General features: G+C 41.9%; 21 protein-coding genes. 7 read left to right on the forward strand and 14 right to left on the reverse strand.

The features are described from left to right. Nucleotides 1-14 precede the first annotated feature (14 nt). Both FC14_RS04985 and FC14_RS04990 read right to left on the reverse strand, forming a co-directional pair. Nucleotides 15-245, reverse strand: coding sequence for a hypothetical protein (locus tag FC14_RS04985; RefSeq protein ID WP_056976736.1), 231 nt, complete (start codon nt 243-245; stop codon nt 15-17). An 80-nt stretch (nt 246-325) separates the two neighbouring features. After that, the gene (locus FC14_RS04990; RefSeq protein WP_056976737.1) at nt 326-1,285 is read right to left on the reverse strand and encodes a ribose-phosphate diphosphokinase; all 960 of its coding nucleotides are present in this window, start codon (nt 1,283-1,285) and stop codon (nt 326-328) included. Between the two features lie 338 nt (nt 1,286-1,623). Here FC14_RS04990 and FC14_RS04995 point away from each other — a divergent pair, with 338 nt between their 5' ends. Together FC14_RS04995 and FC14_RS05000 are read left to right on the forward strand one after the other, a co-directional pair. Then, nucleotides 1,624-3,249 (forward strand): malolactic enzyme, encoded by a 1,626-nt coding sequence (locus tag FC14_RS04995; protein ID WP_056976738.1) that lies wholly within the window; start codon nt 1,624-1,626, stop codon nt 3,247-3,249. Between the two features lie 21 nt (nt 3,250-3,270). After that, a complete protein-coding gene (locus tag FC14_RS05000; RefSeq protein WP_056976739.1) occupies nt 3,271-4,242 on the forward strand; it encodes an AEC family transporter in 972 nt (323 codons plus the stop codon). Between the two features lie 80 nt (nt 4,243-4,322). Here the strand turns inward: FC14_RS05000 and FC14_RS05005 are convergent, their stop codons facing one another. From FC14_RS05005 to FC14_RS05020, 4 genes are all read right to left on the reverse strand, one after another. Continuing rightward, nucleotides 4,323-4,604, reverse strand: coding sequence for a HigA family addiction module antitoxin (locus FC14_RS05005; RefSeq protein ID WP_082618686.1), 282 nt, complete (start codon nt 4,602-4,604; stop codon nt 4,323-4,325). A gap of 435 nt (nt 4,605-5,039) precedes the next feature. Then, nucleotides 5,040-5,393: a bacteriocin immunity protein gene (locus FC14_RS05015; protein WP_056976741.1), complete on the reverse strand. Its 354-nt coding sequence runs from the start codon at nt 5,391-5,393 to the stop codon at nt 5,040-5,042. A 29-nt stretch (nt 5,394-5,422) separates the two neighbouring features. After that, the gene (locus tag FC14_RS10365; RefSeq protein WP_082618687.1) at nt 5,423-5,593 is read right to left on the reverse strand and encodes a leucocin A/sakacin P family class II bacteriocin; all 171 of its coding nucleotides are present in this window, start codon (nt 5,591-5,593) and stop codon (nt 5,423-5,425) included. A gap of 184 nt (nt 5,594-5,777) precedes the next feature. Continuing rightward, nucleotides 5,778-6,251: a PedC/BrcD family bacteriocin maturation disulfide isomerase gene (locus tag FC14_RS05020; protein WP_056976742.1), complete on the reverse strand. Its 474-nt coding sequence runs from the start codon at nt 6,249-6,251 to the stop codon at nt 5,778-5,780. A gap of 196 nt (nt 6,252-6,447) precedes the next feature. Here FC14_RS05020 and FC14_RS10535 point away from each other — a divergent pair, with 196 nt between their 5' ends. The 4 genes from FC14_RS10535 (at nt 6,448) to FC14_RS10540 (ending at nt 8,859) form a co-directional block, all read left to right on the forward strand. After that, nucleotides 6,448-6,609 carry a hypothetical protein gene (locus tag FC14_RS10535; protein ID WP_156655744.1) on the forward strand — a complete coding sequence of 54 codons (162 nt, stop codon included), beginning with the start codon at nt 6,448-6,450 and terminating at the stop codon, nt 6,607-6,609. A 415-nt stretch (nt 6,610-7,024) separates the two neighbouring features. After that, nucleotides 7,025-7,885 (forward strand): GHKL domain-containing protein, encoded by an 861-nt coding sequence (locus FC14_RS05025; RefSeq protein ID WP_235804507.1) that lies wholly within the window; start codon nt 7,025-7,027, stop codon nt 7,883-7,885. A gap of 1 nt (nt 7,886) precedes the next feature. Next, nucleotides 7,887-8,651, forward strand: a complete 765-nt coding sequence (locus tag FC14_RS05030) for a LytR/AlgR family response regulator transcription factor (protein ID WP_056976743.1) — start codon at nt 7,887-7,889, stop codon at nt 8,649-8,651. A 34-nt stretch (nt 8,652-8,685) separates the two neighbouring features. After that, nucleotides 8,686-8,859 carry a hypothetical protein gene (locus FC14_RS10540; protein WP_156655745.1) on the forward strand — a complete coding sequence of 58 codons (174 nt, stop codon included), beginning with the start codon at nt 8,686-8,688 and terminating at the stop codon, nt 8,857-8,859. A 73-nt stretch (nt 8,860-8,932) separates the two neighbouring features. Here the strand turns inward: FC14_RS10540 and FC14_RS05035 are convergent, their stop codons facing one another. The 6 genes from FC14_RS05035 to FC14_RS05060 all read right to left on the reverse strand — a co-directional run bounded on the left by FC14_RS05035 (nt 8,933) and on the right by FC14_RS05060 (nt 17,895). Beyond that, a complete protein-coding gene (locus FC14_RS05035; RefSeq protein ID WP_056976744.1) occupies nt 8,933-10,186 on the reverse strand; it encodes a glutamate-5-semialdehyde dehydrogenase in 1,254 nt (417 codons plus the stop codon). 4 nt (nt 10,187-10,190) lie between these two features. Next, nucleotides 10,191-10,997: a glutamate 5-kinase gene (gene proB, locus FC14_RS05040; RefSeq protein ID WP_056976745.1), complete on the reverse strand. Its 807-nt coding sequence runs from the start codon at nt 10,995-10,997 to the stop codon at nt 10,191-10,193. A gap of 181 nt (nt 10,998-11,178) precedes the next feature. Beyond that, entirely contained in the window at nt 11,179-12,087 is a 909-nt protein-coding gene (locus FC14_RS05045) for a sensor domain-containing diguanylate cyclase (RefSeq protein WP_056976746.1), read from the reverse strand. Nucleotides 12,088-12,114: 27 nt separating this feature from the next. Continuing rightward, a complete protein-coding gene (locus tag FC14_RS05050; protein ID WP_056976747.1) occupies nt 12,115-13,899 on the reverse strand; it encodes a diguanylate cyclase domain-containing protein in 1,785 nt (594 codons plus the stop codon). A 17-nt stretch (nt 13,900-13,916) separates the two neighbouring features. Beyond that, nucleotides 13,917-15,161 (reverse strand): putative bifunctional diguanylate cyclase/phosphodiesterase, encoded by a 1,245-nt coding sequence (locus tag FC14_RS05055; protein WP_056976748.1) that lies wholly within the window; start codon nt 15,159-15,161, stop codon nt 13,917-13,919. A gap of 616 nt (nt 15,162-15,777) precedes the next feature. After that, the gene (locus FC14_RS05060) at nt 15,778-17,895 is read right to left on the reverse strand and encodes a putative ornithine decarboxylase (RefSeq protein WP_056976749.1); all 2,118 of its coding nucleotides are present in this window, start codon (nt 17,893-17,895) and stop codon (nt 15,778-15,780) included. Nucleotides 17,896-18,116: 221 nt separating this feature from the next. Between FC14_RS05060 and FC14_RS05065 the strand changes: the two genes are divergently transcribed. Then, a complete protein-coding gene (locus FC14_RS05065; RefSeq protein WP_056976750.1) occupies nt 18,117-19,574 on the forward strand; it encodes an APC family permease in 1,458 nt (485 codons plus the stop codon). A 91-nt stretch (nt 19,575-19,665) separates the two neighbouring features. Here FC14_RS05065 and FC14_RS11020 read toward each other — a convergent pair whose 3' ends face one another. After that, entirely contained in the window at nt 19,666-19,902 is a 237-nt protein-coding gene (locus tag FC14_RS11020) for a GGDEF domain-containing protein (protein WP_268872175.1), read from the reverse strand. A 49-nt stretch (nt 19,903-19,951) separates the two neighbouring features. Then, nucleotides 19,952-20,728 carry a GGDEF domain-containing protein gene (locus FC14_RS11025; protein WP_162258659.1) on the reverse strand — a complete coding sequence of 259 codons (777 nt, stop codon included), beginning with the start codon at nt 20,726-20,728 and terminating at the stop codon, nt 19,952-19,954. Nucleotides 20,729-20,919 lie beyond the last annotated feature (191 nt).

Consider the following 20,919-nt stretch of genomic DNA (forward strand, 5'->3'; position numbering starts at 1 on the left):
GGTAGTAAATAAAATTAGGAAAGGAAAACTATATTCTTTCTGATAATGTAGAAGAAACTACACGCTCTTCTATGTTGTTCTACATTTTGTATAGCAGAGTAAGGTCCTTGACCAAAGTCGATTGTAAAGTTAATTACCCCTTTACCTTCCTTGTAAGCTGCACCAGCAAAAGTGGCCGTCCCTAAACCGTCTTTATCAACAGTAACTGTTCCTTTAACCCCGTTTAAGCTGATTGCCTTAACCATGCTTGCATTTTGGCTAATTCCAAGCACTAACTTAGTGCAAAAAAATAAGCTCCTGGAAACAGGAGCTTATTTTCTACTTTCTAAAAGTCGCGGCAAAAGAGGCTGTCGACTGATTGGTTGTTGTAAATTAAGGAAATTGCCTTCGCGAAGACAGGTGCAATCGAAAGCACCTTCAAGTTAGCGAATTGCTTTTCTTCTGGAATCGTAATCGTATCCGTAACCACCACTTCTTTGTATGGTGAGTCTTTTAATTCTTCAACTGCATTACCAGAGAAGATGGGGTGGGTTGCGCAAGCATAGATGTCGGTTGCACCAGCTGCCTTTAAGGCTTCGGCAGCGTCGGCCATCTTCCCACCAGTATCGATCATATCGTCAAACACAATGCACTTGTGTCCCTTAACGTCACCAATAACGGTTGCTTCTTCCGGACGTTCTAGCCGGTTAGCATCCCGCTTGTCCACAATTGCGATTGGGGCCTTTAAGAATTGGGCCAAGTTGCGGGCCATCTTAACCCCGTTATGGTCGGGCGCAACAACCACTACATCTTCATCAATCTTGTTGTCGATGAAGTATTGAGCCTGGGTGAAAATGGCTTGTAAGTGGTCAACTGGAATGTTGAAAAAGCCTTGTAACTGACCTGCGTGTAAGTCCAAAGCCACTACCCGGTCAGCACCAGCTAATTGAATAAAGTTAGCGATTAACTTGGCGGTGATTGGTTCACGAGAACGGGCCTTGCGGTCAGAACGAGCATAACCATAGTAAGGGATAACTGCGTTAACTGAACCAGCTGATGACCGCCGTAAGGCATCCATCATGACCATTAATTCCATAAAGTTTTCGTTAACCGGATCAGAAATTGATTGAATGATGAAAACATCATCCCCCCGCACACTTTCGTTAATGTTGATTTGGATTTCACCATCACTAAAGTGTTTTACCGAAGCATCACAAAGTTTTACGCCCATTTCTGCAGCAATTTTTTGCGCTAATTCTGGGTTGGAATTGAGTGCAAAAAGCTTGATTCCAGCATTTCCTTGCATTTTTTCTTCATCCTCCATGCATTGTTTGACTTGTAACTTCTTTTATTATAATAAATTCTTTTCTAAAATACTATGCCTTTGGTCCTGAAAATCGTTTAACTCTTTCAAAAAAAGTTACAAGCGCTTTTAAGTTCGCCAGATTTTTTCTTTTCTTTTTAGACTTTAATAATCCAATTAGCTTAAATTCCATACTAGCAAAGCTTATTATATCAGCTCTAGAAAAAATAAGCATAATTAATAGTTATATCAAGTTCAACTTTTGACTATATCAATTTCTAGCTTTTATACTGACAGGGTAATGAGAGTTAGATTGATTAGAAGCTTAGGAGGACATATTCATGACAAAAGCTACTGATATTTTAAATAACCCCTTCTTAAATAAAGGGACAGCATTTACTAAAGAAGAAAGACAAGCACTAGGCTTAACCGGGACTTTACCAAGCAAGGTTCAAACCATCGAAGAACAAGCTACCCAAGCCTACGGTCAATACCAAAGCAAACCATCCCGGCTTGAAAAGCGAATTTTCTTAATGAACCTCTTCAACACTAACCGGACTTTATTCTACTACTTAATGGACCAACACTTGGTTGAATTCATGCCGGTAGTCTATGATCCAGTCGTAGCCGAATCCATCGAAAACTACAACGAACTCTTCTTAAAACCTCAAGACGCAGCCTTCATCTCGATTGACGACATGGATAACATCGAGGTGAGCCTAAAAAACGCCGCTGATGGCCGGGACATCAAGCTCTTGGTTATCACAGACGCTGAAGGAATCCTAGGTATCGGTGACTGGGGTGTCAACGGGGTAGATATTTCCATCGGAAAGCTGATGGTTTACACCGCCGCTGCGGGTATCAACCCTGCACAAGTTTTACCCGTTTCCATCGACGCCGGAACTAACAACGAAGCCCTACTCAACAACGACCTCTACCTTGGCAATAAGCACAAACGTGTCTACGGTGAAAAGTACCACCAATTAATCGATAAGTTTGTCGCAGCTGCTACCAAGCTATTTCCAGAAAGTCTCTTACACTTTGAAGACTTTGGCCGTTCTAACGCCGACGTTATCTTAAAGAAGTACCAAGACAAGATTTTGACTTTCAACGACGACATCCAAGGAACAGGGATTATCGCTTTAGCTGGGGTCTTAGGGGCTATGAACATCTCTAAAGAAAAGATTACCGACCAAACCTTCTTAACCTTCGGGGCAGGAACTGCCGGGTGCGGAATTGCCAAGATGCTCTTTGACGAATTAGTTCGCCAAGGTTTAAGCCCACAAGAAGCTAAACAACACTTCTACTTAGTCGATAAGCAAGGCTTGCTCTTTGAAGACACTGAAGACTTAACTGACGGCCAAAAGCAATTCACCCGCTCACGCTCTGAATTTGCTAACGCGGATGAATTAACTAATTTAGAAGCCGTTGTTAAGGCGGTGCACCCAACGGTAATGATTGGAACATCCACTCAACCTGGGGCCTTCACTGAAAGCATCGTTAAGGAAATGGCTGCCCACACAAGCCGGCCAGTTATTTTCGCACTCTCTAACCCAACTAAGCTACTAGAAGCTAGTGCTGAAGACCTTATTAAGTGGACAGACGGTCGGGCCTTAGTCGCAACCGGAGTGCCTTCTGATGACGTTGTTTATAACGGGGTAACTTACACCATCGGTCAAGCTAACAACGCCTTAGTTTACCCTGGGGTTGGTTTTGGGGCAATTGCTGCTCGCGCTAAAATCATTAACGAAGAAATGCTTTCCGCTGCTAGCCACGCTTTAGGCGGAATCGTTGACCCAACTAAGCCAGGGGCAGCCGTGCTCCCACCAGTTGCTAAGTTAACTGACTTCTCCCAAAAAGTGGCTGAAGTCGTAGCTCAATCAGCTATTGACCAAGGCTTAAGCAAAGAAAATATTACTGATGCCACCCAAGCGGTTGCCGCACTTAAGTGGGAACCAAAATACTAATAAAATAAAGGGGGACTTGCCGTGGCAGTCTTTTTAACTTCCGTTTCTAGCGTCTTAGTTATCGTGTTAATCATGGCCCTTGGTTACATCTTACGGGCTAATGGCTGGTTTGCCGATAGCTTCGCCGGTAACATTTCCAACTTAATTACTAAAATCGCCTTACCTGCTTCAATCTTTACGGCGGTAATGAAATTTCTAACCCGGGATAAATTAGTTTCCCTATCCCAAGGGATTTTATTCCCAGCCCTAGGTGTCATTATTGGTTACCTAATCGCCTGGTTAGTCGTTAAGGTCTTAAAAATCAAGCCTGGTCGCCGGGGCATCTTCATGAATGCCATCGTTAACGCCAACACGATTTTTATCGGGATGCCGTTAAATAACGCCCTTTTTGGCGAAAAGGCTATGTCCTACTTCTTGATTTACTACATTATCAACACGGTTTCCACCTGGGCCTTCGGGATTTTCTTGATTTCAAACGACGATCCTACAGTTGATAAAAGTAAGCAAACTAACAAGCAAAAGATTAACTGGAAAAAAGTCTTACCAATGCCTTTAGTCGGCTTTATCGTCGCTATTATCTGGATGCTACTAGGAATTCCAGTTCCAACCTTCTTAGGTAACACCCTTAATTACGTTGGGGCTTTGGTAACGCCACTTTCTCTAATCTACATTGGGATTGTCCTTCGCGATGCTGGCTTGAATAACTTCAAGTTTGAGCGCGATTCAATCCTGGCCTTATTAGGGCGCTTCGTCTTATCACCAGTCATCCTCATCTTGCTCATCAAGTTTGGGTTGCACACTGGTTTTGATCTCCCCGCCCTAATGCGCCAAACATTAGTCGTCCAATCAGCTACCCCAATGTTAGCTGTGCTCCCCATCCTCGCAGATGAAGCCCACGGCGACGTTGAATACGCCACTAACGTAGTCGTAATGAGTACTGTTCTTTTCATCATTGTTGTGCCAGTCTTAATGGCTATCCTCCAATTTATTTAATTTAAAAGCATCAAAAAAGTCGTTGCGAACGCAACGGCTTTTTTGGTACGTGAACTTTTATAAAGGCAACTGTGCTTGATTTAACGGCACGATACTATTGAAAATATTTTGTTTTTTTCTTCTTCTCTACGTAGCGAAATCTCAACTTGAATATTTAGGAAATATCTATCAGAGACTCCAAAATACCTTCCCAAACGAATAGAAGTATCTGGGGTTATCTGACGCCTACCGTGTAAAATATCTTGTACTCTTGAAGTAGGGACTTTTATTTCCTTGGCTAATTTATACGCACTTATTCCCATAGGTTTCATAAACTCTTCTTTTAGGATTTCACTAACTGTTGGTAATTCTATCACTTTAATCCCTCCTAATCATGATACATGCTTTTCACGTATATCGAAATAATTTAGCCCGACTATACAAAAAAATTCAAACCATTGTACAACGGTTTGAATTACTGGTAACTAGCTAATTATACGAATGTCCCTTACTTTTTTGCAACCTTGACTAGCCGGTAAATCTTAAGCAAATAAACGATTAGGCTAACTAAAAAACTTATCTTTAAACATCACAAACAGTATGCACCCAAGCCCTAACACTAAACATACCTTACCAACTATTCCATAATAAGGAATCTTATTAAGCATTGGAAATAATCTCGGTAAAAAATTAACAATTAAAAATACTAACCCAATTTTCATTATGGGATTACTTAACCACACAAAACGCATATTACATCCTTCTTTCTTCTACAGTACGAAAAAAACGCCAGAGCTACCCCCTAGCGCTTTTACAAATTAATGACGTGGAATTTCTTCAAAGATGCTGTAAAATTGGGACTTATCAGAGAAGTCTGCCATGTAAACTCCGTTTAACCCGGCTCTTTGCCCTAAAACACCAAGATCAATGATAAGTGCTTCTTCCTTCTTAGGAAAGTGAATGCGCCCAGCCAAAGCGACGCTACGAATATAGTTCACTAAGCGGTTAAGCACTGCTTCAGGATTTTTAGCTTCTGGCAACTTCCGATAAACTTGTGCCAAAACGTCAAGAATATCTAGCAGTTCAGTTAATTGATTTTCGAAATGATTGAGCAAGCCCAATAATTCCTTAATATCAGCTTGAGCTTGATTAATAAGTTTTGTTTTTTCCATAATACTGCACCTCATCTGTAATTAACTAATTAGCAGTTACCATGACCAAAGTTGGCAAGGCGGTTAACTCCGCAAGTCCAAGCTTGCCCCCAGTTAACTGTGCACTTATGTTTGCCACAAGTAATACCGTTACCATAATATCTACTTCCACCAGTAACCTTTGCTAAATCTGCTGTAGTTAATTTCTTCTTGTTTTCCATTTTATCACTCATAAAATTTTCTGCTATAAGCAAACAAGGAACAAAAAATAAATTGTATATACATTCAGTTATAACTCTTGTAACTCGTTTGCCTGCAAAGTTATTATATCTCTAAATTTTTGCTAAAAACCATTTTTTCCTAAGTGGTCCTTTTCTCTTCCTAATCGGTCCTCATTACCAGATTTTAGTATTTATACTTCGTTAATGTCTGTAAGGCAGCTAATGGTGTTTCTGACCCCACGTATGAATGAATCCTCTTGCCGTGTTTTAGCAAGACAACAGTTGGCGTTCCTTGAAAATCAATCTTGGTAAAAAAGTCTTTTAAGTCGTTATCTTGGTACACTTGCTGAGTGATTTGACTAATATCTAGATAATAAACCGGCACATTAGTCTCCGCCATAAATTCTGCTAAAGTTGGCGAAAATCTCCGACAATATGGACAATCCGGAAAACCTAGGTATAAAACAAATGTATCTCCTGCGTGTAATTTATTAACAACCTGGGTAGGCGTAACTGGAATTGTTTTAGCAATATTTTGTTGATATTGCGCCACGGTTATATTAGTTACTGTTTCACCATGACTGTCAGCCTTAATGGTTGTTCCCCCTATGAATAGTGACAGCATTACTGTTGCTAGTGTCAAGAATCTTTTCAACATGAATCTCACCTCCGCAATTAGCATACACCATTAAGAAACACTACAACGAAAATCAACAAATTAGATTCATTTAGCCAATTAATCGTCAACTTTAACCAAATTTGTTCAAAAAACAACCGAATTATTTTTTGAACTAGGCTGCATTTACTTTTGTGGTATATTATTATCGTAATTTATTTTAATTAGGAGGATTTTTATGCAACTCAAAGAAAATAAAACAACTACTAAGTTGACTAAGCAAGATTTACAAAAAATTGTTTGGGGAACAAATTTTATCAATTGTTCATATATTAACTCATTTTATCACAATAGAGATTTCCTTACTTCAATCGCCAACAAAATACGAGGTAGGAGATAATCTATTTTATGTTCTTAGCCTGGACTACTTTACTAAGCTTTATATTCTTATGTTGTTGTAATGTATTTTTTGAATTCTATACACTTTCAAAATTACTTAATAAGAGAAGTACGTTACTTATATTCTGGGGAACTCTTGGTGTAATCAATAACCTACTGTCTAGCTACTATAACTCCCTCATCTTTGTAATAACCGAGTTATCCTTGCTCTACCTAGTGTTTAAGCAAAAGAAAAGGGACTATCAAACTATGGGTGTAATTATGGTGATTTCGTTGCTGAGCTATATTCCAACGGCAGTCTTAACAATTTTTACTACTTTTGTAGAAAAAAGCATCTTTTTGATTATGAAATCCAAGTAATTCTCCCCGCTATCCTAGTGGTGACAACTGCATACATAATTTTTTATAAATTTCTTATGAAACATGACATCAAAAAATTTTTCTATCCACCTGATGGTTTAGTTAACCTCTTTTTGGTGACATATACTTACGGGGTAATTATCAGTTTTGACTATATTCATTTTGTATCGTATAAATCGGCTGTATTTATTATTCCTATCGTTTACTTAATTCAACTATTGTTTGCTTTTTTCATCTCTATGGTTAGTCATAGAATCAGAAAAGCCAGTGTTGATAAAAAGACCACCGAAACCTTGCTCTTTTACACCAAGCAACTTGAGGATAGTCAGCGTAGTCTCCGCCAGTTTAAGCACGATTATCAAAATATTTTAATCAGTATGGAGGCTGAGCTAAAGGATAACGATAATTTTAAAGAATTGCTGGCCTATTCGGCTTCGCACTTAGAGAAAAGTAAGGCCTGGCGCTTTAATGACTTGGATAACGTTAGTGATCCCGAAATCAAAAGCATTGTCATCTCTAAGCTAGATAATTGTTTTACTAACTCGCTACCGGTTAGCTTTGAATGTCGCCAACCTTTGCGCGAAATACAAGGAATCAATAAGTTCGACTTGATTCGCCTACTTGGGATTGCCTTTGATAACGCAATTGAAGCGAGCGAAAACTTCACTGCGCCGGAAATTAAAGTTTTATTACTTAATACTGACGTTGGCTTTGAATTTGAAATCAGAAATAAAGTTGCTGGCACCTTTGATACCACCAAGCTTCAACAAGCGGGGGTAACTACTAAGGAGGGCCACGCTGGCCTAGGGCTAGCCAGCGCCCAAGCTATCATTAGCAACTACAACAACGTCTTTTTAGCCCACGCAATTAAGGATAATTGGTTTACCTTTACACTATCCGTTAATAAGGAGGGGTAGCATGTTGCACCCAATTTTAGTTTGTGATGATAATGTTACACAAGCAAATAAACTAACAATGGCTGCTAGCCATGGAGCGATTATTACCAAGGAAGACAATAATGGTTTCGAACTAGCATTAACTGCTTACGGTTACAAGCAAGCACTTGACTGGGTTATTACCAACCAACCTAAAGCAGGAATTTACTTTTTAGACGTCGAGTTAGAAGGGGGTACCAAAAAGCACACTGGACTTGACTTAGCGCTCAAGATAAAAGAAGTCGATCAAGAGGCCATGATTGTCTTTGTTACGACCCACGAAGAAATGGCGATTCTAACCTTTGAGCGCCAAATCGGTCCCCTCGACTATATCACTAAGTCAACAAATGACGAGCAGTTCCAGCAACGAGTTACTAACTGTATGTACACTGCTTTACAAAGATACGAAAATGAGCAAGCAACTAGCGGATTAAAGTTTCGTTACCGGGTTGGCAGCAGAGAACACATTGAAAATTTCAATAATATTATTTGCATCGAAACTACTAGCAGGCCCCACGTCTTAGAGCTGATTACCACTACCGGTATCATGCAGTTTCCTGGAACAATTAAGGAACTCGCTAAGGCTTACCCTCAGTTCTGTAAACTCTCGCAATCATGCTTGGCTAACCTTGATAACATCAAGAGCGCCGACTTTAAGTTACGCCAAGTAACCTTTATCAACAATTCAGTGGAACCATTTTCTAGACGGCAAACCAAGGCCATTAAGAAAGCTCTTAATATCCTTTAGGAGTTTAACTCTGACCAAAGAAAGGAAGTCTCAAATGGAATTTTTACAAACAGTTATTAACACTTTAAAAAATAAGCTAACTGCAACAGCTGCTATCTGCATCCTCGTTTTCTTATTAGTTGTTCACCCTTCTTTTTGGGATTTGTTATTCACGGCCATTATCATGGTGCCGATTACCTTGATTTTGAACAGCAAGAAGGAAAAATAAGACCTTCACCCGTAAGCAAAATAAAGCGTCTGATTATTTTGATGAGCTTCAAAATAATCAGACGCTTTGTTATTTATTTCCTAACCTGGCCGGTACCACGAATTACATACTTCGTGCTAGTGAGCTCTCGCAAGCCCATTGGCCCCCGCGCATGGAGCTTTTGGGTAGAGATTCCAATTTCGGCCCCAAAGCCAAATTCGCCCCCATCGGTAAAGCGGGTTGAGGCGTTAACGTAAACAGCTGCGGCATCAATCCTATCCAAAAAGGCCTGGCTGTTATTGTAATCGTTGGTGATAATCGCCTCGGAGTGCTTGGTGTTATGGGCATTAATATGGTCGATTGCTTGATCTAAGGAAGAAACGACCTTAATTGCCAAAATGTAGTCGTTGTACTCTGTATCCCAGTCTGCGGCTGTAGCAGCCTTACAACTTGACCCTAAAATTTGACAAGCTTGCTCATCGCCCCGAAGTTCGACCGAAGCCTGGGCTAACTTAGCCGCAAGCAAAGGTAAAAATTCGGCGGCTACGTCCTGGTGAACCAATAGCTTTTCGGTTGCGTTGCAAACTGATGGCCGCTGAACCTTGGCATTATAAACAATCGCAGCAGCCATCTCTAAATCGGCGGTAGCGTCAACGTAAATGTGACAGTTGCCGGCCCCGGTTTCGATTACTGGCACCTTAGCATTGGCAACCACCGCCTTAATTAGGCGGGCAGAGCCACGGGGGATTAAAACATCCAAGTAACCGGTTAAGGCCATGAATTCGTTGGCCAATTCGTGCGAGGTCTCAGTCAAAATTTGAACTGCATCCGGGTTAATCCCCAGCTTAGTTAAGACACTGCGCAAAATTTCAACCAACTTAATGTTAGTCCGCAAGGCCTCTTTGCCCCCCCGTAACATGACGGCGTTACCAGCTTTAAAGCAGAGGCCAGTTGCATCTACGGTTACGTTAGGCCGGGCTTCATAAATAATACCAATTACACCTAAAGGTACCCGCCGTTGACTAATTTCTAAGCCAGCGTAATTGACCCAGGCCCTATCAACCTGCCCGATTGGGTCTTCTAAACCGGCAATTTGCCGCAATCCAGCTGCCATCCCTTCAATCCGGCCTTCATCAAGGACCAGCCGGTCGACAAAACTAGCTTTTAAGTCAGCCTTCTTAGCCTGGTCTAAATCTAAGGCATTAGCTTCCATAATCTCTGCTGCCTTATCCTGCAAAGCCTCTGCCATCTTAAGTAAAGCCTGGTTCTTTTCGTCGGTGCTTAGTTGGCCTAATTCATAGGAAGCCTTCTTAGCAGCTTGCCCCATTTTAACTAAATCAACAGTCATATTTTTACCCCTTTCTAAATAAGGTTCCGATTGCATCGCCATTTAAAATTCGAAAAACAATTGACGGGTTGACCCCGTTGGCCAGAATGGTTAACTTGTCAGCCTTCATCATGCGTTGAGCCGCCTTTAGCTTAGTCGTCATCCCACCGGTACCAAACTTGCTACCCTTACCACCAGCGTGTTGGTAGGTCTGCTCATTAATCTCGGTAATTTCGGGGATGAGCTTAGCGTCAGCGTATTTTTTAGGATTCTTATCAAAGAAACCATCGATATCCGAAAGCATAATCAAGAGGTCCGCGTCAATAATGGTTGCGACAATGGCGGATAATTGGTCATTATCACCAAACTTGGTCTTATGATCTAATTCGTCAGTCGCAACCGTATCGTTTTCGTTAACAATAGGAATAATGCCCCAAGCTAGCATCTTGTTGATGGCATTATTAACATTTTCCTTGCTTTGTGGATAATCCAGTACATCGTGCGTTAGCAGGACCTGGCTAATTTTTTGCCCATAGGTAGCAAACCGTTGTTGGTAAATCGTCATCAACATGCTTTGGCCTAAAGCTGCTAGCGCCTGCTGAGCGGGAATGTCTGTGGGTCGTTCTTGGAGGTTTAGCTGTCCCATCCCTACTCCAATCGCACCTGATGAAACCAAGACTACCTGTTTACCTTCATTCACTAACCCACTCAAGGTATAGCTCAATTGGTCAATTGCTTGTAAATTCATCTTGCCATTGGAGTGGGTCAAGCTACTGGTCCCCACCTTAACCACAATTCGTTTAATCTTGTCAAATTGGCGTTTATTAGCCATAAAAATTTCCTCCAGACATTCCCTAAGTTAATTACCATTTTACTATATTCTATTAGAATTCGGCTAGCTTTTTAAGCGTAATTTAAGTAAGGGGCAGTTGTTTCGTGCCAGGCCATTGCCCTAACAAAAAAGGATTCCTAGAAACACTAAGTCCCTAAGAATCCTATAACAAGCTGTAAGCCTACTTACGTTTTTGTTTGTTAAGATACATCCGCTGGTCGGCAAACCTTAACAGTTCTTCCCGGTCGTTAACCTCGGAATAGACTGCCCGGCCCATTGCCAACTCCAACTTGCAGGGGCGCTTTTGAATAAATTCAATCTCGGCGACTGCCTGGTGTAACTTATTTTCAGCGTCTTTGATATAGTTTTGGTTCCGGTCTTGGTGGATGATGACAAACTCATCGCCCCCGATGCGACAAGCGACCCCGGTATACCCAGTCACCCGTCTGATGCAGGCAGCCACGCGTCGTAAGACTTCGTCACCAAAGCTGTGGCCGTACGTATCGTTATACTTTTTAAAACCGTTAATGTCGATAAATAGCAAGGAAAAGTCAATCTGGTTGCGCTCGTACTCATCCTCGTAACGAGCAATCGTCCTCACAAAGGCCCGGCGATTATACAGCCCCGTCAACGAGTCCGTGTAAGCTAAAGTCTCTAGGTAATGTTGCTCGCGTCCTTCTTGGGTAATGTCCTTGAAGTAACCCAACAAACCTACGATTTTGTCTTCAACGTAGATTGGTTTTTCGTTAACCACAATCTTGCGCCACTGTCCCTTAGCATAGATTGACTTTTTATAGTTATGAACCGCAATTCCATCTGTCAGTAAGGCATTTTCAACCGCGATTTCTTCGCCTGAGCCTAAGCGCCAGTCAAATTCTTGGTCGGCCTTCCCACAAATCTCCTCAACCTCAGTTAAACCAAAATAGTGGAGAAAAGCTTGATTACAGCCCAAATAACGTCGCCGTTTATCCTTCCAAAAAATACATAAATCGGCCATTTCAATCAGGTTATCTAGGAGAACCTCGTCAGAGATAACGGGATCAAGCCCGGTCTTTAATTCCCCAGGTTGTTCATTTTTTTGACACCGCATCTCGCCTTCCCACTTTCTCACACCAACTTAAACTTCAAACATCTTGGTTAACCGACCGTGTCCGTGCTTGTCCATCTGCATCTTACGGTCGGCTTTTCTGAGTAATTGTTGGGTATTGTCCACTTCTGAGAAGAGGGCGGTCCCAACTGAAGCAGATACCTGGCAAGATTTATTACCAATTTGGTGAATGTCTGCCACCGTTGCCCGGATTAGTGCTTGTAACTGACTAGCATCGCCTAAATCCTTAACCCGCTTTAAGAGTACAAACTCATCGCTGCCAATCCGGCCGACAACACAGGACTTACCTAGGCGATTTCTAAGTGCGTAGGCAACTTCTGATAGCAGGCGGTCACCATAGCTGCGCCCGTTCTTATCGTTGAAGTCAGTAAAGTTATCAACGTCTACGTAAGCAATCACAAAGTCGGCCTTACGCTTAAGGTACATTTGCTCATACTCTAAGAGGGCATCCATTAAGCCCCGCCGGTTTAAGATTCCGGTTAAAAGATCGGTGAAGGCTAGGTTTAATAAGCCCTCGCTATCCCGACTCTCCATGGTAATGTCGATAATGTAACCCATCAAGCCGATAATCTTGCCCTCGGTATCATAAATTGGACTCTTAGAGGTAGCAATATTTCGCAGACTCCCATCAACAATCATGGTGCCTTCGCGGTTAACGACTTGTTCACCTTCGGTTAACACCTTTTCGTCTTCATCAATTCTAAAGTCAGGGTTTAATTCCCAACCTAGTTCTTCTTCCCGCTTACCAATTAATTCCTGCTCAGACTTTAGTGAGTTATAACTGAGGTAGGTTTGGTTAGCCCCAATAAAGCGCCGGTCGGTATCCTTCCAGTAAACTCCAAATTGAGACATGGCTAGTAAGTTAGCCCATAAGATTGCGCAGGAAATCTTACCGTCACTATCGCTTAGGACGTCTTTTTTAATAGCCGTTTGCTCAATTAACTTCAAACGCTTCTTAGCATCAACATCAAAGACACAGGACAAAAGCATCCGGTTATTGTTAAGCGGGAATGGCACTACACAGTAAAGTTTCCAACAGTAGTGACCATTTTCATCCTTAGTCCGCAAATACTCGGTGATATACTTCTTGCCCCCCTCTGCCTTAATCCGTTCTTCCATGGTATTTTCATCATAAAATTTTCTGAACTTGGCAATATCGTCAGGGTGAATGTTTTCTTGGGCGTAGTTGTCAACTACCTCTTTAATCGCACCACCCCGTAAAATTGAGGAAGTGTGCATGTTATTGCGGTAGAGGTTTTCAACCGTTCCTTCGCTTAGGTTAATTAACTCAACCCGATCAAAGAGTGAGTAGATAAAGCGCATGGCCTCTTCGCGTTTCTTACTGCGAGCCAGGCCCCTATTTTGGGAGAGGTTAGTGACTTCCAATAAGAAGGCAGTCGAATTAGCATCTTGGTCGATGTAACGCACGCTGATATTAGCGTAGTTACCATTCATCACAAAGTCGATTTCAGAAACTTCCCCCGTCTGGGTGGAATTTTCCAGCAAGCGATTAATCTGCTTATTAATGTTTGAGTTAGTGTCGTTAAAGAGCTCTTCACATTCCTTAACAGATTTAACGCCTAAAGTCCGTATTAGTTTAACAAACCCAGGGGTTGCCTTTAAGAAGCGGTAGCTACCATTACGCAGCTCGGCGATAGCTAACGGCAAGCCTTGGTCTAACTGCTTTCTACGTTCGTAAGAGAATGGATTGCTCCCCTTTAGGTCAATTTTGTCAATCGCATCGTAATAACTCCTGTTAGTGAGTTCTTCGTTACCCCGCCGCTTAGCGGTCATACTCTCCCAGATTTGTTCTAAAGGAGAGGAGCCGGCCGGTTAAAGAAGTAACCTTGACCCATGTCACAGCCGATACTCTTCAAAAATTCCCACTGTTCTTTGGTTTCGACCCCTTCAGTGACAGTCCGGACCCCAAGTTTTTTAGCCATCGACACGATTGAGGCAATGATAATATGGGCATTTTCATTCTTTTCAAAATCAGCTAAGAATTTCATATCTAGTTTTAAGACGTCAAAATCATAATCCTTTAAGACGTTAAAGGAAGAATACCCACTCCCAAAGTCATCCATCCAGACTTGGTAACCATTTTCTTGAAACTTAATAATTCCGTCCCGTAAGAAGTTACCCTCTTCATTTAAACCTGTTTCAGTAACTTCGATATGCAACATATCCTTAGGAACGTCATACTTTTTAATTAAGCGTTCAACTTCTTCATAAATATCACATAAGCTAAAATCAAGCCGGGATAAGTTAACCGAAACCGGCACCGTTGCCAGGTTAGAATCTACCAGGGAGTACTTGTAAGCCCGGCAAACTTCTTCAATCACAAAAATATCTAGCTTATGAACCAAGTGGGCTTGTTCTAAGACCGGAACAAATTGGCCCGGTGAAATAAAGCCATAGTCAGGGTCATTCCAACGCACTAACGCTTCTAGGCCACAAACATCATCAGTTAAGGCCCGAACGATTGGTTGGAAGTTCACCTTGATGTGCCCACTAGCTAAAGCGGTCGGGAATTGGTCGGGAATAAACCGGCGCAACCATAAATCCCGTCCCATCTCGTTAGTGTAAAAGCAGTAACCAGCATCATACTTATGCTTAATGCTGTCACAGGCAATCTTAGCTCGGTCACAGCAAACACTAATATCAATATCATCATCTGGTTGCAAGGTGTAAATGCCGGCTTTGACGTTGACACTCATCTGGCCAAACTTGGCATCTAAAGTTGCAATAATTGTTTTTGTTTTAACCAACGCTTCGCTATTACGCGCTAAAATTACAAAGTGATCGGAGCCAAAATAAGCCACATGGCGGCCATTGAACTCGTCGTCAATCGTTTTAGCCATGAACTGTAAAACTTCATCGCCAGCACTAAAACCCATGATTTCATTGTAATTTTTGAAATTTTCAATATCTAAGTAGATAAAAGAAACCCCTTGCGCCCGTAAATCAGTGTTCTCTAAGGCTTGGTGCGCCACTTCGCGAAAGCGTGAAATCGTTAATAATCCCGTTAACTCGTTAGTTTGATTATTCTTTGTCATATTAACACTTCCCATCAACACTTAAACTGTACACTTACAAAACAGTTTATCACTAAATTTATGATACTATACTTCTTTTCTCTTTTCAGCCTTAAGCCCTTGGTAAGGGATTTGCCTCATACCTAATAATTTCTGAAAAAGCATCTTTCCGAGAAATAACGTTCATTAAACTCAAAGCCAAATTGCGTCTAGAAGTAGTTCTTATCTTCCAGCGAGCGAATCAGGCTACGACCATGTTAGTCACAGCAACTGTTAATATTCTTCAATTTCGCGCTCAGAACCTAATTCGATAATTTCAAAAAACTCGTTCAACCCAACTCAGACTAGGCCTTAGCCTAAATTGAGTAATCTTTAAGTACTAACTTTATTATAGTAAATTGAAAGCGATTTGCTAGCGAAAATCTTGCTTTCAGAAAAAATTATCTAACTAACAACATTAGGAACAAATAAAATAGTAGAGCTATTACTCTGCCCCTAATTTTAAACTTCGATCTGTAAATACAAGTTGCAAACAACTTTATTTTGAAAGCGTTATTTTATAAAAAAGGCTGTCTAGCTAGTTTTTTCCTAACTAAACAGCCTCTTTTTTAAGACCAGTGCTAATTATTAAATTTTTCTAATCATCATCCAAAGCAAAGCCTTCAACTGCTAGGTGATTATCAGCCTGCTTGGTAATGTAAACACCTTGAATCTCTGGATCAAAACCGGCAAATTGCTCCATCGCTCCCACCAAGGCTTTGAAATAATCAATGTCTAACTGTTGCCAACGCTCGCCCGGTGCGACAATAAAGACCCCTGGTGGATAAGGAAGGGCCCCTTCCAAGGCGACCTTTCCCTTCAAATTATCTAAGGAAAAGAGGCGCCCCTTATTTTTCATGAACAGGGCATCTGCTTTTTGGGGCTTAGCGACAAATCCTGTTAAATCAGGCTTTAAAAAGAGGGCTTGTTGCAGGCGGTTAATCTTTAACTTCGCGTAATATTCGTGCATCTCTTGGCAAAGCTGGCGCAACCCATAGCCTTGGTACCTACCATTAGTTTGTTCAACCAAACGGGGTAGCACCTTTTCCAAAGGCGCATCCTCTAGGTAGAATTTTTCAAATTGAAGGTAAGCTTCTAACAGGGTCTGCATATTCAAGCGGCTTTCCCCTGGGGTTAACAAGAAGAGGTTAGAGTATAAGTCAGATTTGCCCGCAATTATCCGCCGCTCAGTTAGGTAGGCCCCAACAACCGGTCCGGGAATACCACTAGCCTCGTATTCACCCGTAGCCAGGTTAACCCCCGGCGTTTGAATTGTTAACTTCAAGGGACTCAAAATTGCTTCACCTAACGCAGCCTTATTAAACCCGTGCCAACTTTCCTTAGGATCTAACTGCCAGTACTTGCGGTTGCTTGCCAATACTTCGGTGGGAATCTCACTCCACTTTTGCCCTGCTACTAGCTCAGGCACCAGTGGCTTAAAGAGCTTAGAGCGTTTAAGTAGCTGCTTTCTAAATTCAATACCTAAGCGCAAGGTTTCTTCCCACCAAGCCTTATTTGCTTGGCCGTCAGCAAGGTAGGCATTCACCGTCAGGGAAGCATAAATTGGGTAAGAGTAACTAGTGGTTACATATTTGAGGTAAGCATTATTGAAATGTTTATGGTCCACATACCGCTTTTGTCCCCTAAGGTGGTGGTCCTTCTTTAAAATTTGGGAGGTCTGGGCTAGGCCGGCCTGTTGCTTATGAATTGACTGGGTGACCAAAATTCCCGGTGCGTCCGGGCCATATTCATAATTTAGGGGAGAGAGGTCCACCATCAAGTCGACAAATTGTTCATAGCCACCCCAGGCACAGTCAAAGAGGACGTAATCACATAGCGACCCCAATTTTTCTAACAGCCAGCGGGCATTATAAAAGACCCCGTCATAGGTTTCCAACTGCAAAACCGCCAAGCGAAATGGCCGGGGAGCCTTAGCTTTTTTTGGCGCCACCTTGGCAATTTGAGCGCGAATCTTGGCCTCATCCAAATCAGCCGCCACCAAGGGGCCAATCAAGCCTAAGGGGTTGCGGTCCGTGCGTAAGTAAACCGGGGTCGCACCCGTCATGACTAAGGCACTATTATAGAGGGACTTGTGGTTATTGCGATCAAATAAAACCAAGTCGTCTTCTGCTAATAAAGCACTGGCACAGATAGTGTTAGCACTTGTAGTACCGTTAGTACAAAAATAAACCTTGTCAGCGTGGAAAACTTGGGCGGCCTTTTGTTCCGCAGTTAGCGGGGTCCCCCCGTGAGTTAAGGTATCCCCCAGTTCAGGAACGGTGTCGCTAACATCGGCGGCTAACATCTTGTCCCCAAAGAAACGTTTAAAGACCATGCCGGCCGGGTGGCGGTCATAGAATTGCCCGTTGTGGTGGCCTGGCGTGGTAAAACTGGTTGGCTTTTCGTCCGCAAAGTTAATTAAGTCTGTTAAGAAAGCTGGCACCATTTCATTTTCATAAGCCTGGGCTTGCCTTAAAACTTCCTTAGCTAAAGTTGCTGCCGGAGTCTGCTTGTCTCCATAGATTACCGGGATATCCAAGTGTGCTTGTTGTTTAAGAAGTTTTGCTTGCGCCCGGGCCACCAAATCACTGGCCCCTACTACGATAGCGGCTAGGCCCGCCGGTGCCGTCACCTCTTCTAGCGCTACTCTTTTGTAAGGGGTCAAATCTAACTGGCTAAAGTCGGCGCTAACTGCTATTTCTAAGTATTTTTCCATTGCCATCTACCTTTTTACATTTTTTCTTTATTCTAGCACACTTTTTTCTGAAAAAATCCTAGTTTTTCACTAGCAATTTTCAGGCAAATCGTCTAAACTTAAAAAGTTGTTAACAATTTTAAGTTTTTCTTTAGGAGGGTCGGCCGTGTATTCGAATAAGCATCCTGGTCACATGGTTAACTACTAGCTTAAAAAGTTAACTATGAAAGGGATTTATTAAAGTGAATAATTTAAACGCAAACTCATTAGAGCCACAAAGAAAATATACACCTTGGCTCATCATTGCCCTCTTAGATTTTGTAACGATTATCAGTTTTGAAAACATCTTCTACCCGTTCCAAAATCAAGGGTTATCTGTTGTTGTTTCTTGGATTTTTATGTTCTTCGCCTACGTTATTCCCTACGAACTGATTACTAGTCAGTTAGGATTAACCTTCTCCAACCAAGAAGGGGGACTGGCCTCGTGGATTCGCCGGGGAACTAAAAGTGACCTCTTGGGTTACGTTACCTCATGGATGTACTGGGTGCAAACCATCCCCTACTTAGTGGACGTTTCTAACTCGGTCATCGTCTCCATCAGTTGGATTATCTTAGGGGATGCTTCCTTGGGCAAGCACATGTCAACTACAACTTTCGGCCTGTTAACCTTCGTCATTATTTTAGCCTTTATTCTGTTAGAAAATGCCTTTAGAAACTCACTTGAGATTCTGTCTCTTATCGGTGGGGGGGCAATGTTTATTATGTCCATGCTCTTTGTTTTAATGACAGGTTACGCCTTGACTCACGGTGCACACATCGCTACTCAACCGTTCAACCTTTCAGCTTTCAAGCCTAACTTTAGCTTGCACTACTTCTCTACCACCGGTTTATTGATTTTCGCCATGTCTGGAGCAGAGTTGGCAGCGCCATACATCATTCGCTTGAAGAATCCTAAGGTGGAATTTCCTAGGGCAATGTGGGCTTTAGCTATTATGACCGGGTGTATGACCATCTTCGGGACACTAGCTTTAGCGGTCTTCTTTGACGCTAACCACATTCCTCACGACTTTAAGATGAACGGTCCTTACTATGCCTTCAAGTTATTAGGCCAAGAACTAGGCTGGGGTAACGTCTTAATGTATGTCTTCGCCGTTGTTCAAGCCTTCTTCATGCTAGCTCAGTTGGCCATCTTAATCGACGCCGCTAGCCGGGTCTTTGCCGGAGATGTTCACGAAAAGTACATGCCAAGCTGGTTGCTTAAGAAAAACAAGCACGGCCGTCCAATTCACTCCTACACTTTGACAGCCGGAATTAGTTTGGTCCTCTTGCTTTTAAGTGGCACCTTGCCAAATATCAATTCCATTTACAACTGGTTATTAAACCTTAATGGGATTGTTTCTCCATATAAGACTTGTTGGGTCTTCGTTGCCTTCCTTGCTATCCGTTGGCAACAAAACTCCTTTAAGTCAGATTACATCTTCATTAAGAATAGAAGTTTTGCCTTGGCAGTTGGTTTCTGGTGCTTCCTCTTTACCTTTGTCTGCGCCACAATGGGCTTCATCCCTCAAGACTCAGCCGTAGGTTCAAAACAATTTGACCATGAATTGATGATGAACTTCTTCTTTGTCTTCTTACTCTTCGGAATGGGCTTTATCATGCCACTTCTTCGTAAGCTAGAAGATAAGAAAAAGCAAGCTTAATATAGCGTTAGCCCCTGCTTTGACGTAGGGGCTAATTTTTTAGCCAAAAATAGGCTGCGGCCTGAAGTCAACTAACTTCAAGTCACAGCCTTTAATTTTCATAACTAACTTCAATCCGGGCCCGGCCTAAGTTCTTAGCTTGGTAAAGGGCGTTATCAGCTTTTTTCATGGCACTGGAAATTCCAGCTGACTTACCTGTCGAGGCAATCCCACCAGAAAAGGTTAGCTCTACGGACCGTCCATCTTCTGTTTGATAGCGGGCCTTTTTTAATTCTGCTTGGAAGTTTAAAAAATACTCTTTAACTCGTTCCTGTTTCATCTTAGGCATAATCACACAGAACTCCTCACCACCAAAGCGGTAAACCAAGGCGCTATCATCAACCTTGGTGTGGGTATAGTTCCTCTAGACAAGTACCAAAGTATTGCAACACTCCGTTACCTTCCAAGTGACCGTAGGTATCATTAATCTGCTTAAAGTGATCGATGTCAAACATGATTATGTTGTAGTCTTGGCTTGAACTACTTAAGCGTTTAATTTCTTTCCCATAAGCTTCATAGTTGTATAAACCAGTTAAAGCGTCATGTTCTTCGTTGTAACGGGCCCGTTCAAAGTCGCGAGCTTGTTTTTCCTTAACCGACGAGTAGGTTGTCACCAAGAACTGCATCAGTAAGGAACCCATAGTCACAAACAAAATGTAATTATTTGTAATTGTTTGGATCATGAAGTAGCCGTAAAGCCAAATTCCCATCACGTTTACAATCACCGCAATAATGGTATAGCGGAGAAATTCATTGATTTCTGCCCACTCTAACAAACTATCAATCACAAATTGACCCACGGTGATTAGACAAGTTATAATCACCATTAAACTAAAGTTAGTCACTGCAAAATCTGCTAATCCGTTTGCGTAATAGTACAAAAAGTACACTAACGGTGTAGCCACACTTGTCGCCAAACTTAATTTACGGTTAATATAGTAATTGGTCATAGGCATCGAAAAGATGTAAAAACATGCACTTCCAATCGCGCTTTGGCCAAGCATCACTAAAATATACTGGAAGATTAACGATAATAAAAACGACACGCTAAACCTTGTTACCGGCCGTGTCCGTAATTCCACAATGTCTGTTAAGATTACAAATTCCGTATACACGAAACTAATCACTGCAACAGCAATAGGAACACGATAATCATAAAATCATGCACAACAAACCCTGCCCTTTCCTACTTTTATCGCAAAGCATCTCTATATATTGATTATGCTTAAAAAAGCACCCTAAACAAAACAAGGCTATAATACCTTCTAAGTATACAGATGAAATATACAAAATCATCTAGATACTT

Source organism: Ligilactobacillus agilis DSM 20509 (genome assembly GCF_001436215.1).
Taxonomy (GTDB): Bacteria; Bacillota; Bacilli; order Lactobacillales; family Lactobacillaceae; genus Ligilactobacillus; species Ligilactobacillus agilis.

Coding starts and splice junctions, on each gene's coding strand:
- FC14_RS05055 (WP_056976748.1), bottom strand. CDS start 15,161: ATGACAAAGAATAATCAAACTAACGAGTTAACGGGATTATTAACGATT.
- FC14_RS04990 (WP_056976737.1), bottom strand. CDS start 1,285: ATGCAAGGAAATGCTGGAATCAAGCTTTTTGCACTCAATTCCAACCCA.
- FC14_RS05030 (WP_056976743.1), top strand. CDS start 7,887: ATGTTGCACCCAATTTTAGTTTGTGATGATAATGTTACACAAGCAAAT.
- FC14_RS05050 (WP_056976747.1), bottom strand. CDS start 13,899: ATGACCGCTAAGCGGCGGGGTAACGAAGAACTCACTAACAGGAGTTAT.
- FC14_RS05015 (WP_056976741.1), bottom strand. CDS start 5,393: ATGGAAAAAACAAAACTTATTAATCAAGCTCAAGCTGATATTAAGGAA.
- FC14_RS10365 (WP_082618687.1), bottom strand. CDS start 5,593: ATGGAAAACAAGAAGAAATTAACTACAGCAGATTTAGCAAAGGTTACT.
- FC14_RS04985 (WP_056976736.1), bottom strand. CDS start 245: ATGGTTAAGGCAATCAGCTTAAACGGGGTTAAAGGAACAGTTACTGTT.
- proB (WP_056976745.1), bottom strand. CDS start 10,997: ATGGCTAATAAACGCCAATTTGACAAGATTAAACGAATTGTGGTTAAG.
- FC14_RS05020 (WP_056976742.1), bottom strand. CDS start 6,251: ATGTTGAAAAGATTCTTGACACTAGCAACAGTAATGCTGTCACTATTC.
- FC14_RS05060 (WP_056976749.1), bottom strand. CDS start 17,895: ATGGAAAAATACTTAGAAATAGCAGTTAGCGCCGACTTTAGCCAGTTA.
- FC14_RS10535 (WP_156655744.1), top strand. CDS start 6,448: ATGCAACTCAAAGAAAATAAAACAACTACTAAGTTGACTAAGCAAGAT.
- FC14_RS04995 (WP_056976738.1), top strand. CDS start 1,624: ATGACAAAAGCTACTGATATTTTAAATAACCCCTTCTTAAATAAAGGG.
- FC14_RS05035 (WP_056976744.1), bottom strand. CDS start 10,186: ATGACTGTTGATTTAGTTAAAATGGGGCAAGCTGCTAAGAAGGCTTCC.
- FC14_RS11020 (WP_268872175.1), bottom strand. CDS start 19,902: ATGCCTAAGATGAAACAGGAACGAGTTAAAGAGTATTTTTTAAACTTC.
- FC14_RS05045 (WP_056976746.1), bottom strand. CDS start 12,087: ATGCGGTGTCAAAAAAATGAACAACCTGGGGAATTAAAGACCGGGCTT.
- FC14_RS05025 (WP_235804507.1), top strand. CDS start 7,025: ATGAAACATGACATCAAAAAATTTTTCTATCCACCTGATGGTTTAGTT.
- FC14_RS10540 (WP_156655745.1), top strand. CDS start 8,686: ATGGAATTTTTACAAACAGTTATTAACACTTTAAAAAATAAGCTAACT.